This is a genomic window from Thioalkalivibrio sp. ALE10, assembly GCF_000381385.1.
In the GTDB taxonomy this organism is placed as follows: domain Bacteria; phylum Pseudomonadota; class Gammaproteobacteria; order Ectothiorhodospirales; family Ectothiorhodospiraceae; genus Thioalkalivibrio.
Window position 1 is genome coordinate 55,553 of the sequence record NZ_KB906453.1, and the last position, 16,669, is coordinate 72,221.

Consider the following 16,669-nt stretch of genomic DNA (forward strand, 5'->3'; position numbering starts at 1 on the left):
CGCAACAAGAGGAAACGCGACATGGATTCCATCAACGCGCCGTTCGGGGAGATCGTGGAGCTGCGCCAGATCCTGCACGACTCCGGGATGCCCCTGCTGCGGGTCATTATCCGCGATGGTGAACGTTACACCAAGATCGAGCTGGATCCGGCCACGGCCCATCGCTGGGGCAGGCTGATGACCCGCTGGGCCGAGGACGTGGTGGAGGCGCAGGGCGGCGACAGCTGACCCCGCCCCGCTCGAAGTCCGGCCACAAAAAAGCCCGGCATGGCCGGGCTTTTTCATGCGCGCGACGGGCCGCGCTTACTTGATCTTGGCTTCCTTGTACATCACGTGCTGGCGGATGACGGGATCGAACTTCTTGATCTCCATCTTTTCGGGCATGTTCCGCTTGTTCTTGGACGTGGTGTAGAAGTGACCCGTGCCGGCGCTGGAGACCAGCCGGATCTTTTCGCGCCCCTGATTCTTGGCTGCCATCGTGCTGCCTCCTTAGACCTTTTCGCCGCGGGCCCGGCAGTCGGCCAGGACTGCCTCGATGCCGCGCTTGTCGATGATGCGCATGCCCTTGCTGCTCAGGCGCAGCTTCACGAACCGCTTTTCGCTTTCCACCCAGAAACGATGGGTGTGCAGGTTCGGCAGGAAGCGACGCCGCGTCTTCCGCTGGGAATGCGAGACATTGTTACCGGTAGCCGGGCGCTTGCCCGTCACCTGACATACTCGGGACATCGGGGCTACTCCAGATGTTCGGGTCGGGACGAAAGATCGCGGATACTAGCGGATACCGGGCCCGGGCGCAAGGGCCGGGCGCCATGGACGGCGAAGGCGGTCCGTTGCGTCTATCTTTTGATGCGAAGTGAACCATGAGCTGCAACCAGCGGGGGAAGAGCATGAAGGGAGCAATGGTACGGGGTATCGCGGGCGCGTTTCTGGCCGGCATGATGGCAGGGCCGCTGGCAGCCAACGAGGCGCAGACCGGCGACGGCCAGTGGTGGTGGGACGATGGCTGGTGGCAGGAAGGCCAGCTGAATCCCGACATCGAGAACCACGAGGTCGAGATCGAGCGCCTGGAATACGAGCGTGACGGCGTGATCGTTCCGGCGATGGTCGCGCGCCCGGCCGACGGCGAGGACTATCCGGCCATCCTGTGGTCGCACGGGCGGCGCGGGCTGGACCATCTGGCCGAGCTGCACGTGAAACGCCTGGCCGCGCGCGGATTCGTGGTGCTGGCGCCGGACCTCTATACCGGTCGTTTCATCGAGACCCACCCGCTGGACCACGACTACGAACTGGAAGGGGATCTGGACCGCGGTCTGGATGAGCTGCTCGCGCGGGAAGACATCCTCGGCGACCGCGCCTGCCTGGTGTCGATCACCCGGGGCGGGTACAAGACCCTCAAGGTCGCGGTGACCCATGAACGCCAGGTGGACGACGTGGCCTGCTGGGCGGGCTATTACCCGCATGTGCAGGACCCCAACCTGGGCGAACCCCACCAGGTGTATCGCTATGCCAGCGAATTCAATCAGCTGGAGATCCCGGTGATGATCCTGATCGGGGACGAGGAGCAGTACCAGCGCCACCGGACCGCAAAGATGGCCGCCGACGGGCTCGAGGATCGTGGTGGCGACGTTACGTGGATCGAATATCCGGGCGTGGGTCGTGGCTTCGACTTCCGCAACGGCGACAACCGCACTTTTGCCGATGACCTGGCCGCGCGCGATGCCATGGTCCGCGTGACCCGCTTCGTCAACGAGCACCTGCGCAAAGAGTGAGCGCAGCGGGGAATGTCCTGCTCCGTGAGAGGCGTTCCGGGTCGGTGTGGCTGACGCGTGATTCTGGAGGCGCGGCGATGACGGAGAGCAGGGTGCGGGGCCTCGCCGAAGTCATGGGGGCCGGCCCGATGGCGCGTTTGTTTTTTCTGATGTTGCCGGCCCTGGGTGTGTCCGGTCTGGCGGTCCCGGCGGCCGCGGCCGGCGACGATGTGCCGGTGCTGGATCCGGTGGAGGTGTCGGCGCCGCGGCTGACGACGCCGCTGGCGGAGCTGCCGGCATCGGTCAGCCGGGTGGACGGGCGTCAGGCCACCGAGGCGCGTCAGGGGCTGCAGCTGGACGAGGCGCTCAACCGGGTGCCCGGGCTGTATGCGCAGAACCGCCACAACTTCGCTCAGGATGTGCGCATCTCCATACGCGGTTTCGGCTCGCGGGCGCCGTTCGGCGTGCGCGGGCTGCGCATCCTGCAGGACGGGATCCCCGAGACCACGCCGGACGGGCAGTCGCAGGTGGATGCGATCGACCTGCTGAACATCCGCGACATCGAGGTGCTGCGCGGGCCCAGCGCGGCGCTGTACGGCAACGCCTCGGGCGGGGTGATCTCGATTCGCACCCGGGACGGCAGCGAGCCCCGCGGGCATGGCGGCGGGGTGCTGGCAGGCTCGCACGGGTTTCGTCGGCTGGAGGCGACCAGCGAGGCGGACCTCGGCGAGCACCGCTACTCGCTGACCGCGCATGATTTCCGCATGGATGGCTACCGCGACCAGTCGCGGGCGGAAAAGCGCTATCTGCGCCTGCATACGGCGAGCGAACTGGGCGCGGGCACGCTGCGCACCCACTTGCGCTACCTCGATGCTCCGCGCACCGACGACCCGGGCGGGCTGACCCGTGACGAGCTGCGCGAGGATCGGCGCCAGGCGGCTCCGAACGCCGAGTTGCTGGACTCGACTCAGGAGGCCGAACAGCTGACCGCCGGGCTGCGCTGGGAACAGCCGGTGGGTGAGCTGGATCTGCGCGTCGGCGGATTCTGGACGCAGCGCGACTACGCCCAGCAGCTGCCGTTCCCGGGGTCGAGCCGGGTGGCCTACGAGCGCGACTTCTACGGGCTGAACGCCCAGCTGGAGGGCGATCTCGGACCGACGCGCTGGCTGGCGGGCGTGGATCTGGAGGAACAGCGGGACGAGCGGACGCGACGCTGTTCCGCCGGACAGCTGTTCGACCGTGATCCCGAGGAAGACGACGAGGCTCCCGGTTGTTCCGCGGACCCGAATGATCCCGTCACCAATCTTGCCCTGGAACAGACCGAACGCGCCCGCACCCGTGGCGCCTTCCTGCATACCGATACCCTGCTGGGCGAGGACTGGAACCTGGTGCTGGGGGCGCGCCACGATCGTATTCGTTTCAGCATCGATGATGACTTTTCCGAGGAGGTCGGCGAGCCGGATCGTTCGGATGGGCGCACCTTCCGCGAGGAGAGCCTGATGGCGGGGCTGGTGTGGCATTTCCGCCCGGGGCAGCGGGCGTGGGTGAACGTGGCCACCAATTTCGAGACCCCGACCTTCACCGAATTCGCCAATCCCGGGGGCGGAGGCGGCTTCAACCCGGACCTCGAGCCGCAGAAGGCTCGCAGCCTGGAACTGGGCTGGCGCGGCGAACAGGGTGCGTTCGGCTGGGAGGCGGTGCTCTGGAGCACACGGGTGCGCGACGAGATCACGCCCTTCCAGATCGAGGGCGAGGGGGACCGGGACTTCTACACCAATGCCGGTCGCACCGCGCGCGACGGGCTGGAACTGGCACTGGACTGGCAGGCGACGCCGCAATGGACCCTGAGCAGCGCCTTCACCCTCAATGATTTCCGCTTCCGTGAATACGAAGACGTCGACGGCGTGCGCCACGACGGCAATCGGCTGCCCGGACTGCCGCGCGAACAACTGTTCCTGGAGGCCGACTGGCGCGACGGTCCCTGGTTCGTCACCGTGGATGCCCTGCACGCCGGGGCGCGCTACGCCGACGACGCCAACGACGAGCGCGTCGGCTCGCAGACCACGGTCAACCTGCGGGCCGGGCGCGAGTGGACGCGCAACGGCGCGAACATTGAGACCTTCGTTGGCGCGAACAATCTTCTGGATGCCGACAACATCGACAACGTTCGCATCAACGCAAACTTCGGACGGCATTACGAGCCCGCCCCGGGGCTGACCCTGCGCGCGGGTCTGCGGGTGACCTTCGGGGATTAATCCCGGCGGTCGGGCGGATCGTCGGGGCCGTCAGGGCCGCCGGGGCCGTGCTGGTCGCGGTGGCGGGGCGGTTCGATCTCGTCCAGGCGGCCCTGCTCGATCTTGCGCAGGGTCTCGGCGTCGGTGGGATCGTCCGGGTCTTCTTCCCAGGCGTAGCGCTGTGCCACCGGGAAGGGGTCGCGGCGGTACAGGAACCAGCCGCAGACCGCGCCCACGGTCGCACCGAACAGGTGCGCCTCGAACGACACGCCGGGGGTGGTCGGAAACACGCCCCAGAACATGCTGCCGTAGAGGAACAGCACGATGATCGTCAGCGCGATGGACAGCGCATCGCGGCGGCGGATGCCGATGACCACGGCAAAGAACATCAGGCCGTGGGTCAGGCCGCTGGCGCCGATGTGCAGGCCCTCGCGGGCGAACAGCCAGACCCCCAGCCCGCCCATGATCCAGATCAGCGGGACCGCGGTGCGCGTGGCCTGCGGGAAGCCGTAGAGCGTGAGGATGCCCAGCACCCACAGGGTGGGGGCGTTGGCCATCAGGTGCCCCCAGGATCCGTGGATCAGGGGCGAGGTGAAGATCCCCAGCGCGCCGACGCCGTCGCGCGGCAGGATGCCCAGACGCGAGAAATCCGCGCCCAGCATTTCCTGCAGGGCGTGGATCAGGACCAGGGCCATCACCCCGAAGAAGGGCCACAGCAACGCTCGCCGGAAGCGTTCGCGATCGGCCGCGGGGTCCGTCGGGGGTGCCGGGCGTCGCAGGTTCAGCATCGAACAAGACTGCCACGGGGGCGTGACGGGGAACAATGCACCGCCCGGGGCAGCGGTTTCGGGTCCGCGCGGGCAGCCCCGGCGGCGGACCCGGCTACCCCCGGGGCCGGCGTTCAGAGGCGGAACTGGGCCAGGGCGCGCTGGATTTCGCTTTCCACCTGCTTGAGCTCGTCCGAGGCCGCACTGACGCGGTCGGCGGTCTCGGCCGACTGGTCGGCCCCGTCGGAGATCTGCACGATGGTGCGGTTGATGTCCTCGACCACGGTGGTCTGCTGGCGCGCCGCGACGGCGATCTGATCCGTCATCTCGGAGATGGTGTCCACCGACTGGCGGATCTGCTGCAGCGCGCCGTTCACTTCGGCGGTGTGTTCCATGGTGGTCTCCGCCTCTTCCTGGCCCTTCTTCATCACCGAGACCGCGTTGTTGGTGGCGCTCTGCAGCCGCGAGATCATGCCCTCGATCTCGTCGGTGGACTCCTGGGTACGGGTGGCGAGCTTGCGCACCTCGTCGGCGACCACCGCGAAGCCGCGGCCATGTTCGCCGGCGCGGGCCGCCTCGATCGCGGCATTCAGCGCCAGCAGGTTGGTCTGCTCGGCCACCCCGCGGATCACCTCGAGGATGGTGCCGATCTGGCGCGAATCCTCGCCCAGGGTCGAGACCGTGTCGGCGGCCTGTTCCACCGTGCCCAGCAGGGAGGACATCGAGGTCACGTTGCGTTCCATCACCTCCATGCCCTGGTGCACGGCGTCTCCGGCCTCCTGGCCCGTCTGCGAGGTGGCGTCGGTGTTGCGCGCGATCTCCTCGGCGCTGCTCTGCAGCTCGTTGATGGCGGTGGCCACGCGTTCGGTCTCGTCGCGCTGGCGCGAAACCGCCTCGCGCGCCCCGTAGGCCTCCTGGTTCAGGTTGTCGGTGGCCTGACGCAGGGTCTCGGTGCTGCCACGGGCCTTGCCCACGGCACTGGCGATCTTGTCGGTGAAGCGGTTGAAGGCGCGCCCCAGCGCGGCAGTCTCCTTCAGTCCGTGCTCCTCCAGCCGGCGGGTCAGGTCGCCGTCGCCGTCGGCGATCTCCTCCAGCGCGGTGGACGAGCGGTTCATGGCCCGGCGGATGGTGATGATGATGGTGGCCGCGCCGGCCAGTCCGAGGATGATGCCCGCGATGGCCAGCACCATCTGCGCCACCTGGGTGTTGCGCATGGTGGTGGTCAGTTCACCGGCCCGGGTCTCCGCACGCCGGGTGATGGCCTCGCTGAGCCCATCCAGTTCCGCGCGGGCTTCCATCAGCAGCGGGCCGATTTCGGTGCGGATCATGTCGGCATCCTGGAATGCCTCGGGCGAGCCGTGGACCTCGAAGATGTCGTCCAGCGCACCCCGCAGGGTTTCCAGTGATCCGGCGAAATCTTCCAGCGCGATTTCCTGTTCGAAGTCCAGGGTGGCGGATTGCCCTTCGAGATCCTCCACGATGCCTTCCAGCTGGCCGCGATAGAGATTCACGTTCTGGACGAAGGCGTCGTCGCGGAAGGCGAGAAAGCCGCGCAGGTTCGAGGTGACCTGCAGTGCGCTCATGCGCAGGTTATGGAACTGCTGCAGACGTTCCAGGGAACGCTGGAACTCCGGCAGGTTGGTCTCGGCGTCGATCATCGTGGACGCCTGCTGCGCCATGGCGCGGGTGGCGGGATTGGCCCGCTGGTTGGCGATCTCCAGCGCGGGCATGTTGGCGGCGTCGTCGGTGGCCAGTTCGGTCAGACGGTCGACGTGGCCGTGGAAGCGGTCGACGTGTTCGCGGACCGCTTCGGCCGAGCGGGCCATGTCGCGGTCGGCCGCCACCACCGGGTCGTTGTTGAGCTCCCGTGCCGCGGCCTTCAGGGCGTCCATGGATTCCAGCCAGGCGTCATGGTGGCCCTGCTCGTCGCTCATCAGGTAAAAGCCCAGGAAGGCCGCGCTTTCCTGCAGCCGCTGCTGGACTTCGTTGACCCGGGCGACGGCCGGGTAATCTTCTCCGGTCAGGTTCTGTACGTCCCGGGCGCCGGTCTGCAGCGCATGCAGGGCCATGACCGAATTGATGACGAGGATCAGGACCACCAGACCGAAACCGGCCGTCAGCAGTCCGCGGATCGAAAACTTGTCCAGCATGAGTTGCTCCTCCGCCGGCGCCTCTGCGGGCGCTTGCTACCACCGCGTACGGGCGTACACGGAAAGGGTGACCCGCGGGTCGTGTCGTTTCTCCTGCTTTTACGGCAAAGATGCCCCGGAGTTGAGTGTTTTGTTGGCGGGCATCGGTTGCCGGGCCCGGGCAGCGGATGACTCGGCCCGGCGCTCGGAGAGGAGAGACGCGGGCGAGAGCTTCAGGATTCCAGTTCTTCCCAGCGCTGGTAGGCTTCTTCCAGCTCCTGTTCCACTTCGGCCAGGCGTGCCTGCAGTTCGCGCACGCGCTCGCCGTCGCGCTGGGTTTCGGGGTCGCAGAGGGATTGACTGATCGACTCCTGTTCCGTCTCCAGCGCCTCGATGCGGCCCGGGAGGGCCTCCAGTTCGCGCGCGTCCTTGTAGGAGAGCTTGCGCGGACGTTCCGAGTGGCCCGAGGCCGTCGACGGGCTTGAGGGCTCGGTTGCCGGGGCCGCGGGTCGCGCGGCGGCCCCGGAATCCGGCTCCGGATCGCCTTCGATCAGGCGCCGGGTCACGCGCTCGGGCAGATCCGACCAGCCGCCGACGAACTCCTCGATGCTGCCATCGCCGGGGACCACCAGGGTGCTGGTGGCCACGTTGTCGAGAAACGCGCGGTCGTGGGTGACCACGATGGCGCTGCCCTTGTATTCGATCAGCAGCGACTCCAGCAGCTCCAGGGTCTCCACGTCGAGGTCGTTGGTGGGTTCGTCGAGCACCAGCAGGTTGGCCGGACGCAGGAACAGCTTCGCCAGCAACAGGCGGTTGCGTTCGCCGCCGGACAGCGCGGAGACGGGCTGGCGGGCGCGCGCCGGCGGGAACAGGAAATCGCCCAGATAGCTCAGCACATGGCGCGTCTCGCCGTTGACCGTCACCTGTTCGCGGCCCTCGCCCACGGCATCCTGCACCGTGGTCTGTTCGTCCAGGTGCGCCCGGGTCTGGTCGAAATACGCGATGGTCAGCTGGGTGCCCAGCTTGACGGTGCCGGCCAGCGGCGGCAGATCGCCCAGCAGGCCGCGCAGCAGGGTGGTCTTGCCGGCGCCGTTGGGGCCGATCACGCCCAGGGTGTCGCCGCGCTGGAGCAGCAGGTTCACGTCGCGCAGCACCGGCTTGCCGGAGTGCCCGAAACTGGCGTGTTCGGCCTCGATCACCCGCTTGCCGGAGCGCTGTTCGGGGCTCAGCTGCATGCGCACCTGCCCCGCGCGTTCGCGGCGTTCCGCGCGTTTCTGACGCAGCTGCTGCAATGCGCGAACGCGGCCCTCGTTGCGCGTACGCCGGGCCTTGATCCCCTGGCGGATCCAGGCCTCCTCCTGTGCCAGCTTGCGGTCGAATTCCGCCTGCTGGCGGGCTTCGACCTCCAGCCGCTCGGCCTGACGCTCGCGGAACGCGGCGATGGACGGCGGGTGTTCGTACAGCTGGCCCCGGTCCAGCTCCAGGATGCGGGTGGCCACGTTCTCCATGAACTGGCGGTCGTGGCTGATGAACGCCACGGTCATGCGGCTGCCGGTCAGAAAGCCCTCGAGCCAGCGGATCGCGGCCACGTCCAGATGGTTGGTGGGCTCGTCCAGCAGCAGGATGTCGGGGTCGCGCACCAGTTCGCGGGCCAGCCAGACCCGGCGCCGGAGCCCGCCGGACAGGGTGGCGAATTCCGCCTCGGGGTCCAGCTCCAGCCGTGACAGGGTCGTTTCGACCCGGTTCTGCAGGCTCCAGCCGTCGATCGCATCGAGTTGCGCCTGCACCGGTCCCATCTTTTCCAGGGCCTCGGCGTCGCCGCTGGCGGCCGCCTGGCTCAGGTGGTGAAAGCGTTCCAGCAGCCGCCCGGACTCGCCCAGGCCTTCGGCGACCACGTCGAACACGCTCCCCTCGATGCCCGGCGGCAGCTCCTGGGTCAGCCAGGCGACGGTCAGCCCGTCGCGGCGGGTGATGTCGCCGGCATCCGGTTCCACCTCGCCGGCGAGGATGCGCAGCAGGGTCGACTTGCCCTCGCCATTGCGTCCGGCGATCGCCACCCGCTCGCCCGGTTCCAGGCTCAGGCCGGTGCCGTCCAGCAGCGAGGCCATGCCATAGGCCAGGTGGATGTCGCGCAGGGTGATCAGGGCCATGGTTCAGCGTCTCTCATGTTCAGACCTCCTTCATGCGCCAGGCGCTCAGGGCCCCGGCCAGACTCATCAGCGCCAGTACGAAGATGGCGAATTCGGTGCCGGCCAGCTGGGCCACCAGGCCGAACAGGCCCCCGACCAGCAGCAGCACGCCGATGACGGTGTTGCTGACCGCGGTGAAGGCCGCGCGGGTCTCCTGCGTGGCCATGTCGACCAGATAGGTCTTGCGCCCCAGCCGCACGCCCGCGTGGCTGATGCCCAGCAGGAAGAACAGCACCGCATGCACCCAGCCCATGTCCAGCAGGGCGGCTCCGGCCGGGGCGAACCAGCTGCCCAGGGCGACGACGAAGCCCAGCAGCGTGGCCAGTCCGCCGGACAGCACGAGGACCCCGCGCGAGGAACGGTCGGACATCCGGCCCCACACCGGCGCGCTGAGCGCGGAGGCGAGCCCGCTGGCGAGGATCAGCAGGCCCAGGGTTGCCAGTGCCCCCTCGGTCGCATCCTCGGCCAGCAGCACGTAGAACGGCAGCGCCAGCGCGGTGCTCATCAGCAGTGCGCGGGTCAGCACGAAGTGGCCGAAGGCGCGGTCGCTCCACAGCAGGCGCAGCGAGCGCAGGGCCTCCCCGAATCCGTTGACGCCCCCTTCGGTGGCACCCGGGTCCTCGTGCAAGCGGGCGAACACCGCCGCCGCGATCCACCAGGCGCCCGCTGACGCCGCCAGCAGGGCCACGAACAGGCCGACACCGGCATCGTCCAGGCTGGCCAGCGTCAGGTACCCGCCCAGGGCCAGGGTGAAGAAGCCGGCGGCCGAGGCGGCGTAGCCCATCACCGTGCCGCGGCGCTGCTTGGCGATGGTCTTGCCCAGCACGTCCTTGGACGCCACCGAGTTGATGCCGCGGGACAGCGCAAACACGATCAGCAGGGCGATGATGGCCCAGCCCGCGGCGGCCCCCTCCAGGGTCAGGGCGGTGATGGCCATGCCCGCGACCGCAAACCCGGACAGCGCGCTGCCCAGCATCCAGAACCCCTTGCGGATGGCGCGGCGGCGGATCGAGGCGGCCACGAACAGCTGCGGCAGCAGCGAGCCCGATTCACGGATGGGGACCAGGAAACCGGCGAACGCGGCCGGGGCCCCCAGCGCGCTCAGCAGCCAGGCGAGGACTAGGCGCGCGGAGGCCAGTTCGTCGCCGATCTTGGACAGGGTATTGGCGACCAGGTGGACGAAAAAATTGCGTGGCTGCGCGTTGCACGCCCCCTCGGGGATGTCCTTGCAGGCACGGGCATCCTCGTCGCCGGCGATGGTCTCGTACAGGCTGACGAGGGGGCGTCGGCGTTTGTCGCGATCGGTCTCGGTCATGCAGTCCTTCCGTTGTGTCGCCCGTCATTGCGGGGCGCCGAGGGCGCCGTGACAATCTCCGGACACCGACAGGGCGTTCGGCTCGGGTGCCTCCGCAGAAAAGATTGCCACGGCGCCTGCGGCGCCTCGCAATGACCGGGGTCGGGTTCCGGCGTAACGTTTGCTTTGCCGCGCTTGCCGCCGTTCGGAATCGCAAACTCGCAATGACCGGGGTCGGGTTCCGGCGTAACGTTCTACCGCCGCCCGGCCAGTGGGTCGTCGGGGTCGACGCTGTCGCGGAAGGGCTTGCGGCGGTCGAGGTTCGTCAGCTGGTAGACGTTGCCCAGCCAGTTGTTGATGACCGCCAGCGCGGTGTCGTGCCAGGTGTTGTCCAGGCGGTCCAGCAGCAGGGCCTCGGGCAGGGCCGGGATCTCGGTGCAGTGCTCCAGCGCCGCCTCCACGTGCTCGCGGTGTTCATCGAGGATCGCGGCCGCCTGCGGCATCAGGTAGTTCTCCGGCAGCGGCGGGTAGGCCTTGCGGTCGCCCTCGATGTAGCGCACCACTTCGCGCTTGTATTCCTTGAGCAGGCTGATCGAGTCGTACTCCGGATGGCCCTGGAAGAAGACCATGCGGAAACCGTCCGGCGAGGCGCCCAGATGGATGCCGGCTTCCTCGCTTTCCACCAGCACGCGCAGGCCGTGACGTTCGAACTGCTCGCGGGTGACCTTGTTGTAACGCGAGTGCGGCACGTCGAAACGGGTGTTCACCCCGGTGACCAGCGGGTGCCCGCGGTCCACCACCCGGTGCGGGAATACGCCCCACAGTTTCTCGCCCATGTGCTGGCGGTGTTCGTCGTAGTGCGATTGCAGCACCGCATGGGTCGCGAGGCAGGAGCACAGCGTGGAGGTCACGTTCTGCCAGGCCCAGTCCACCACCTCGGCCAGCGGTTCCCAGAACGGCTCCAGGGCCAGATCCGGCTGGGTCACGTTGGCCCCGGTGATGATCAGCGCGTCCAGGCCTTCTTCCTTGAGCTTCTCGAAGTCCTCGTAGTAGTTCTCGACGTGCTCGCGCCCCTTCCGGCCGCGCTTGAGCTGCGGCAGCGTGAACGGATGGATGTAGAACTGCGCGATCTGGTTGCTCTCGCCGATCAGGCGAAAGAACTGACGCTCGGTGGCCGCCAGTGCGGCATCCGGCATCATGTTCAGCAGCCCGATGTGCAGCGCGCGAATCTCCTGCTGGCGGGCGAAGTCATTCGGCAGGACCGACTCGCCCTCGCTGCGCAGGCGTTCGAAGGTGGGGAGTCCGGAGTGTGCAACCAGGGGCATTACAGTCGCCTCTCGCGTTCCAGGGCCATGCAGACCAGCTCGTCAAAGTCGGCCGCGTTGCGCACCCGGGCCACCTCGGTGGTGCTGACGGTGTAGCCCCAGGTCTCGGCGATCTGTTCGTAGCGCGGCAGCCGCGCCCGGAACAGGCGCGAGAATACCCAGCGCACGAAGGCATTGGGGTCGATCTGGGCGACGTACTCCAGCTCCTCAATGCGCATGTATTCGGCCAGCTGCTGGTCGAGGAAGGCCTCGCGGTAGTACAGCGGCTTGGGGTTGGCCTCGGCGCGTTCGATCAGCTCCCGCTCGTCCTCGTCCGTGGCCTGGATATAGAGGATGATGGTGTGTTCGGCCAGGGTCTCGAGCACGCCGGGGCTGTCCAGCTCGCACACCGAACCGCCGGCATCGTTGACAAAATGCGGGTAGCCGAACAGGGTGCGCGCCTTGTGGATGAAGTCCGGCACGTCCAGCATCGCCTGCACTTCGGCCTCGTGGTGCAGGGCCTGGCGGCGCTTGAATTCGGTCAGCGGCAGCCCGCCCAGCTCCGGGTTGCCCAGCTTGCCGAGGAAGCTGGACACCGGGTGCAGGTTGTCGACGGTGATGTTGTTGATGATCTGGATGGAGTCCGAACGCAGCAGCTCGCGCAGGAACGGCACCTGCATCGCCTGGGACTTGATGTTGTCCAGGATCGGTTCGTTCAGGTAGCGCGTGCCGATGCGATAGTCGCCGGAGTAATGAAACCAGTCCTCCTGGCGCAGCATGTTGGACAGCCGCGTCTTGCCGACGCCCGACATCCCCAGCAGGGTGATGCGGCGGCCGTCCAGTTCGCGGTATTCGTCCGGGGTAAGACGCATGCGATCGGTGTCTCTCTATCGGCGCAGGATGAAGAGCACGCCGGCGGTCAGTGCCAGGGCGCTCATGACGTAGTGATCGTACTGGAACTGCAGTCCGAGCAGCCCGCGCAGGCCGTACAGCACGAGCCAGATGCCCAGCAGGATATTGCCGACCACGCGCATCTCAGACCTCGCGCAGCAGCTGGCTGACCGACTTGAACTCGGCGGCGCGGGCATCGCCCAGCCATTCAAAAAGCACGGATTCGTGATTGGTGATGATCGCCCCCGCCGCGCGCAGGCGCTCGAGGCCGTTGCCGCGCAGCTCGGGGTTGCGCGAGCACACCGCATCGGCCGCCACGAACACCGTGACCCCGGCATCCAGCAGGTCCAGCGCGGTCTGGGTCACGCACACGTGGGTCTCGGCACCGCCGATGACCACGCTGTGGCAACCCGCCAGGCGCTGCTCCAGGGCCGCCTCGCCGCAGCAGGAGAAGGCGGTCTTGTCGGTCACGGTGGCCAGGTCGCCGAGATCCTCGAGCGCGGAGCGCAGTGGTTCAACGGTGTCGCCCAGCCCCTGCGGATACTGGCGCGACACCTCCACCGGAATACCCAGCTGGCGCGCGGCTTCCACCAGCCGCCCGGCGTTGCGCACGGTGCGTTCACGATCGGTTTCCGGCATCGCCGCCATCAGCCGCTCCTGCAGGTCGACCAGCAGCAGCGGCGAGCGTTCGGAACGCTCGCAGCGAGCCCGCGCAGCCCCGCTCATCACTCCAGCATGGCGTCGATGGATTCGAGGTCTTCCTCGGCCAGCTGACCCGCCGCGCGTTCCAGGCGCAGGGTGTTGGCGAGGAACTCGTAACGCGCCTCGGCGAAGTCGCGCTCGGCGCCGAACACTTCGCGCAGGGCCAGCAGGACATCCACCTGAGTGCGGGTGCCGACCTCGAAGCCGGCCTCGGCCGCCTCGAACGCGGCCTGGGTCGATTCCAGTGCCCGGTTCAGTGCTCGCACGCGGGATTCGGCGGCCACCGAGGCGAGATAGGCGTTGCGGGTGTCGCGCCGGGTCATGCGCTCGACCTGCGTCTGCCCCTGCTGCGCGGCCTGGAAGTCCTCGCGTGCCTGACGGGTCAGGGCGGTCACCCGGCCGCCGGTGTACAGCGGGATCTCCAGACGGATGCCGATCTGAGCTTCGGTGGAGTCGTTGAACTGGGAGCTCTGGCCGGGAGGCATGGCTGGTTCGTCCACCGAATGAAAGCGGTTTTCGCTGACTGAGGCGTTGAGGCCGAGACGAGGAAGACCTTCGGCCCGCTGGCGGTCGATCTGCTCGCGCGCGGTCTCGGTGGCGAGGCGCTGCGCGGCCAGCTCCAGGTTGTTCTCCAGGGCACGCTGCACCCACGCCTCGGCATCCCGCGGCTGCGGCAGCTGGAGTTCGGCATCGGGGGCCAGGGTATCGAGTTCGTCCCAGTAGCGGTTGGTGATCAATGCCAGCTGTTCGCGGGCCACGTCCAGTTCGTTTTCGGCGCCGATGCGCTGGGCCTCGGCCAGGTCGCGCTGGGCGCGGGCTTCCTTTACGTCGGTGCTGGCGATCAGGCCGACGTCGAAGCGGCGTTCGGTCTGCTCCAGCTGGCGCTCGATGGCCTCCAGTTCGGCGACGCTGAATTCCAGGCCTTCCTGGGCCACGAGCACGTCAAAATAGGCTTCGGACACCCGCAGCATCAGGTCCTGGCGCGCGGCATCGCGTTCCGCCTCGGCCCGGGCGATCTCCAGGTCGGCCTGGCTCAGTTCCACGTAGTTGCGCCGGTCGTAGATGCTCTGGTCCAGCAACAGCGCAAAACGGCTCTGCCGCCCATCGGTGCTGTCGCGTCCGTCCGGGTCGTTGTAGAACGCACCGCCTTCGATCTCGCCGCGCAGCTGGGGCAGGAGACCGGAGCGGGCGGCCGGGCGATTCTGCAGGGCACTGCGGTATTCCGCCTCGGCGATCTGCAGTTCGGCGTCTTCTTGCGCGGCCTGTTCGTAGACTTCCATCAGGCTCGCGCCCTGGGCGGGGGCGGCCGTGAACAGGGCGAGACCGGCGGCGGCGATCAGGGGATGCAGTCGTTTCATGGCGATTCGATTCCGGGCTGGCGAAGTTCTCGATACTAGCAAAGCCCGCCGCCGAAGGCGGGCGGGCCCGGTGGATCCGCGGGTTTCGCGGGATCTAGAACTCGAAGGCCGGACGCGGCTCGAACCCGGCCAGCGGCGGCACGCGGGTTTCGAAAAGGTCCTCGTGCCGGGTGTTGTCCTCGGTGGTGCGGGTGATCAGGCGCGCTTCCATGATCGGCGGTTCCCCGGTGATCACGAACAGGCGGCCGCCCAGGGCGAGGAATTGTTCGAGGAAATCGTCGTATTCGGTCATCGCCCCGTTAAGCGCGATGACGTCGTAGCGTTCGCGCGGGGGGCGCCAGCCCGGGGTCACCGTTCCGGTGCGCGGGGCGGCATTGGTGAGCCCCAGGTCGTGCAGGCGGTTGCGCGCGGCCAGACGCAGGTCGTCATGGCGATCCACGCTGTCTACATGCGCAGCCAGGCTCGCGAGGCAGGCGGTGGCATAGCCGGAACCGGTGCCGATCTCCAGCACGGTGTCGGTGGGCTGCGGGGCGACCGCCTGCAGCATGCGTCCGATGACGCGCGGCGGCAGGGTCTCCTCGCCGTGGCCCAGGGGGATCTCCGTGTCGGCGTAGGCCAGGGCCTGGTAGGGCTCGGGCATGAAGCGCTCGCGCGGCAGCGTCTCCATCACCCCCAGCACGCGCATGTCCAGCACGTCCCAGGGACGTACCTGCTGTTCCACCATGTTCATCCGGGCCTTGGCGAAATCCATTGCGGGATCCTCTGTGCGGCAACGAACCGTGAAGAGTACGGCCGCTGCGCGTTGCAGGCAAGTGGTGCCGGTTTCAGTCTTTGGCCAGCGCGTCGGCGATTGCGCGGATGCGCTCGTGGCGCAGAGCCTCGCCCAGCTGCGGGCCCTGGTGGCCGGCCTCGATCAGGGGTTGCGGGCTGACGGCCGCGGCGGCCTCCACGGCGCGGCGCAGAGCGTCGGCCTGGGGGTAGGGGCGCTCCTCCCAGCCGGTGCGCCCGCGGAAGTCGGCCTCGACCGCCAGCAGGAAGGGCTCGACGTTTTCCGGGCGGCGCAGGGCATCCAGGCCCTCGATCAGTTTCATCACGGTCTTCGGGCGCAGTTCGAACAGGCGATGCGCGAGGCCGTGATGGCGCGCCACCCGGATCGCGAGGTCGCGGTAGCGCCGGGGAATGCGCAGGCGTTCGGCGAGCGCCTTGATGTGGGTGACGCTGCGTTCCTCGTGCCCGTGGTGCGCGGGCAGGATGTCCTCCTGGGTATCCGCCTTGCCCAGATCATGAGTCAGCGCGGCGAAGCGGACCTCGGGCGCGTCGCTCAGGCGCGTGGCCTGGTCCAGCACCATCAGGGTGTGTACGCCGGTGTCGATCTCGGGATGGTATTTCGCTGGCTGGGGTACGCCGAACAGCCGTTCCAGTTCCGGCAGCAGTACCTCCAGCGCCCCGCATTCGCGCAGCACCTCGATGAACCGGCGCGGAGCGGGGCTGGCCAGGGCCTTTTCGAACTCGGCCCAGACGCGTTCCGGTACCAGGGCGTCAACTTCCCCCGAGGCGACCAGCTCGCGCAGCAGGGCGCGGGTCTCGTCGGCGATCTCGAACCCCCAGGGGGCCAGCTGGGCGGCGAAGCGTGCCAGACGCAGCAGGCGTACCGGGTCTTCGGCGAAGGCCGGGGAGACATGCCGCAGGATGCGGTTTTCCAGGTCGGTACGGCCGCCGAACGGGTCGATCAGCTCGCCGCCGTCGTCCTCGGCCATGGCGTTGATGGTGAGGTCGCGCCGTTCCAGGTCCTGTTCCAGCGGGACATCGGGGGCGGCGTTGAACTGGAAGCCGTGGTAGCCGCGCGCGGTCTTGCGCTCGGTGCGGGCGAGGGCGTATTCCTCCTGCGTCCGCGGATGGAGGAACACCGGAAAGTCGCGCCCCACGGCACGATAGCCGGCCGCTTCCATGGCCTCGGGCGTGGCGCCCACCACTACGTAATCGCGTTCACTGACCGGGCGGCCCAGGAGCCGGTCGCGGACCGCGCCACCGACCAGATAGATTTGCATCCCGG

The 16,669-nt window shown here is 68.2% G+C and carries 16 protein-coding genes; 3 read left to right on the plus strand and 13 right to left on the minus strand.

The window, feature by feature from the left end; translation table 11 throughout:
• Positions 1-21 precede the first annotated feature (21 nt).
• Positions 22-228: a hypothetical protein gene (locus F788_RS0108415; RefSeq protein ID WP_019021560.1), complete on the plus strand. Its 207-nt coding sequence runs from the start codon at positions 22-24 to the stop codon at positions 226-228.
• Positions 229-303: 75 nt separating this feature from the next.
• On the opposite strand, the gene rpmG is transcribed toward F788_RS0108415, so the two are convergent.
• Positions 304-477, minus strand: a complete 174-nt coding sequence (rpmG, locus tag F788_RS0108420; protein WP_018869042.1) for a 50S ribosomal protein L33 — start codon at positions 475-477, stop codon at positions 304-306.
• Between the two features lie 12 nt (positions 478-489).
• Positions 490-726, minus strand: coding sequence for a 50S ribosomal protein L28 (gene rpmB, locus F788_RS0108425; RefSeq protein WP_024329587.1), 237 nt, complete (start codon positions 724-726; stop codon positions 490-492).
• A 173-nt stretch (positions 727-899) separates the two neighbouring features.
• Here rpmB and F788_RS0108430 point away from each other — a divergent pair, with 173 nt between their 5' ends.
• Positions 900-1,769: a dienelactone hydrolase family protein gene (locus F788_RS0108430; RefSeq protein WP_019589878.1), complete on the plus strand. Its 870-nt coding sequence runs from the start codon at positions 900-902 to the stop codon at positions 1,767-1,769.
• A gap of 113 nt (positions 1,770-1,882) precedes the next feature.
• A complete protein-coding gene (locus tag F788_RS0108435) occupies positions 1,883-4,003 on the plus strand; it encodes a TonB-dependent receptor (protein ID WP_019589879.1) in 2,121 nt (706 codons plus the stop codon).
• Here F788_RS0108435 and F788_RS0108440 read toward each other — a convergent pair.
• From F788_RS0108440 to F788_RS0108490, 11 genes are all read right to left on the minus strand, one after another.
• Positions 4,000-4,770: a rhomboid family intramembrane serine protease gene (locus F788_RS0108440; protein ID WP_019589880.1), complete on the minus strand. Its 771-nt coding sequence runs from the start codon at positions 4,768-4,770 to the stop codon at positions 4,000-4,002. The genes F788_RS0108435 and F788_RS0108440 overlap by 4 nt on opposite strands.
• 113 nt (positions 4,771-4,883) lie before the next feature.
• Positions 4,884-6,899: a methyl-accepting chemotaxis protein gene (locus F788_RS0108445; RefSeq protein ID WP_019589881.1), complete on the minus strand. Its 2,016-nt coding sequence runs from the start codon at positions 6,897-6,899 to the stop codon at positions 4,884-4,886.
• 212 nt (positions 6,900-7,111) lie between these two features.
• On the minus strand, positions 7,112-9,028 hold the full coding sequence (locus F788_RS0108450; protein WP_019589882.1) for an ATP-binding cassette domain-containing protein: 1,917 nt from the start codon (positions 9,026-9,028) through the stop codon (positions 7,112-7,114).
• A gap of 19 nt (positions 9,029-9,047) precedes the next feature.
• The gene (locus F788_RS0108455; protein WP_019589883.1) at positions 9,048-10,382 is read right to left on the minus strand and encodes an MFS transporter; all 1,335 of its coding nucleotides are present in this window, start codon (positions 10,380-10,382) and stop codon (positions 9,048-9,050) included.
• Positions 10,383-10,615: 233 nt separating this feature from the next.
• Positions 10,616-11,686 carry a homoserine O-succinyltransferase gene (locus F788_RS0108460; protein WP_018869053.1) on the minus strand — a complete coding sequence of 357 codons (1,071 nt, stop codon included), beginning with the start codon at positions 11,684-11,686 and terminating at the stop codon, positions 10,616-10,618.
• A complete protein-coding gene (locus F788_RS0108465) occupies positions 11,686-12,537 on the minus strand; it encodes a hypothetical protein (RefSeq protein WP_018869054.1) in 852 nt (283 codons plus the stop codon). Before F788_RS0108465 ends, F788_RS0108460 begins: the two co-directional genes overlap by 1 nt.
• A 15-nt stretch (positions 12,538-12,552) precedes the next feature.
• Complete coding sequence (locus F788_RS14055; protein ID WP_196800566.1) at positions 12,553-12,693, minus strand: hypothetical protein; 141 nt, start codon at positions 12,691-12,693, stop codon at positions 12,553-12,555.
• Between the two features lie 7 nt (positions 12,694-12,700).
• Entirely contained in the window at positions 12,701-13,282 is a 582-nt protein-coding gene (locus F788_RS0108475; RefSeq protein ID WP_018869056.1) for an isochorismatase family protein, read from the minus strand.
• Entirely contained in the window at positions 13,282-14,616 is a 1,335-nt protein-coding gene (locus F788_RS0108480; RefSeq protein ID WP_018869057.1) for a TolC family outer membrane protein, read from the minus strand. The genes F788_RS0108475 and F788_RS0108480 overlap by 1 nt, the downstream gene beginning before the upstream one ends.
• A 94-nt stretch (positions 14,617-14,710) precedes the next feature.
• Positions 14,711-15,367, minus strand: a complete 657-nt coding sequence (locus tag F788_RS0108485) for a protein-L-isoaspartate O-methyltransferase (protein WP_019021572.1) — start codon at positions 15,365-15,367, stop codon at positions 14,711-14,713.
• A 73-nt stretch (positions 15,368-15,440) separates the two neighbouring features.
• Positions 15,441-16,664: a multifunctional CCA addition/repair protein gene (locus tag F788_RS0108490; protein WP_019589884.1), complete on the minus strand. Its 1,224-nt coding sequence runs from the start codon at positions 16,662-16,664 to the stop codon at positions 15,441-15,443.
• Between the last annotated feature and the right edge of the window lie 5 nt (positions 16,665-16,669).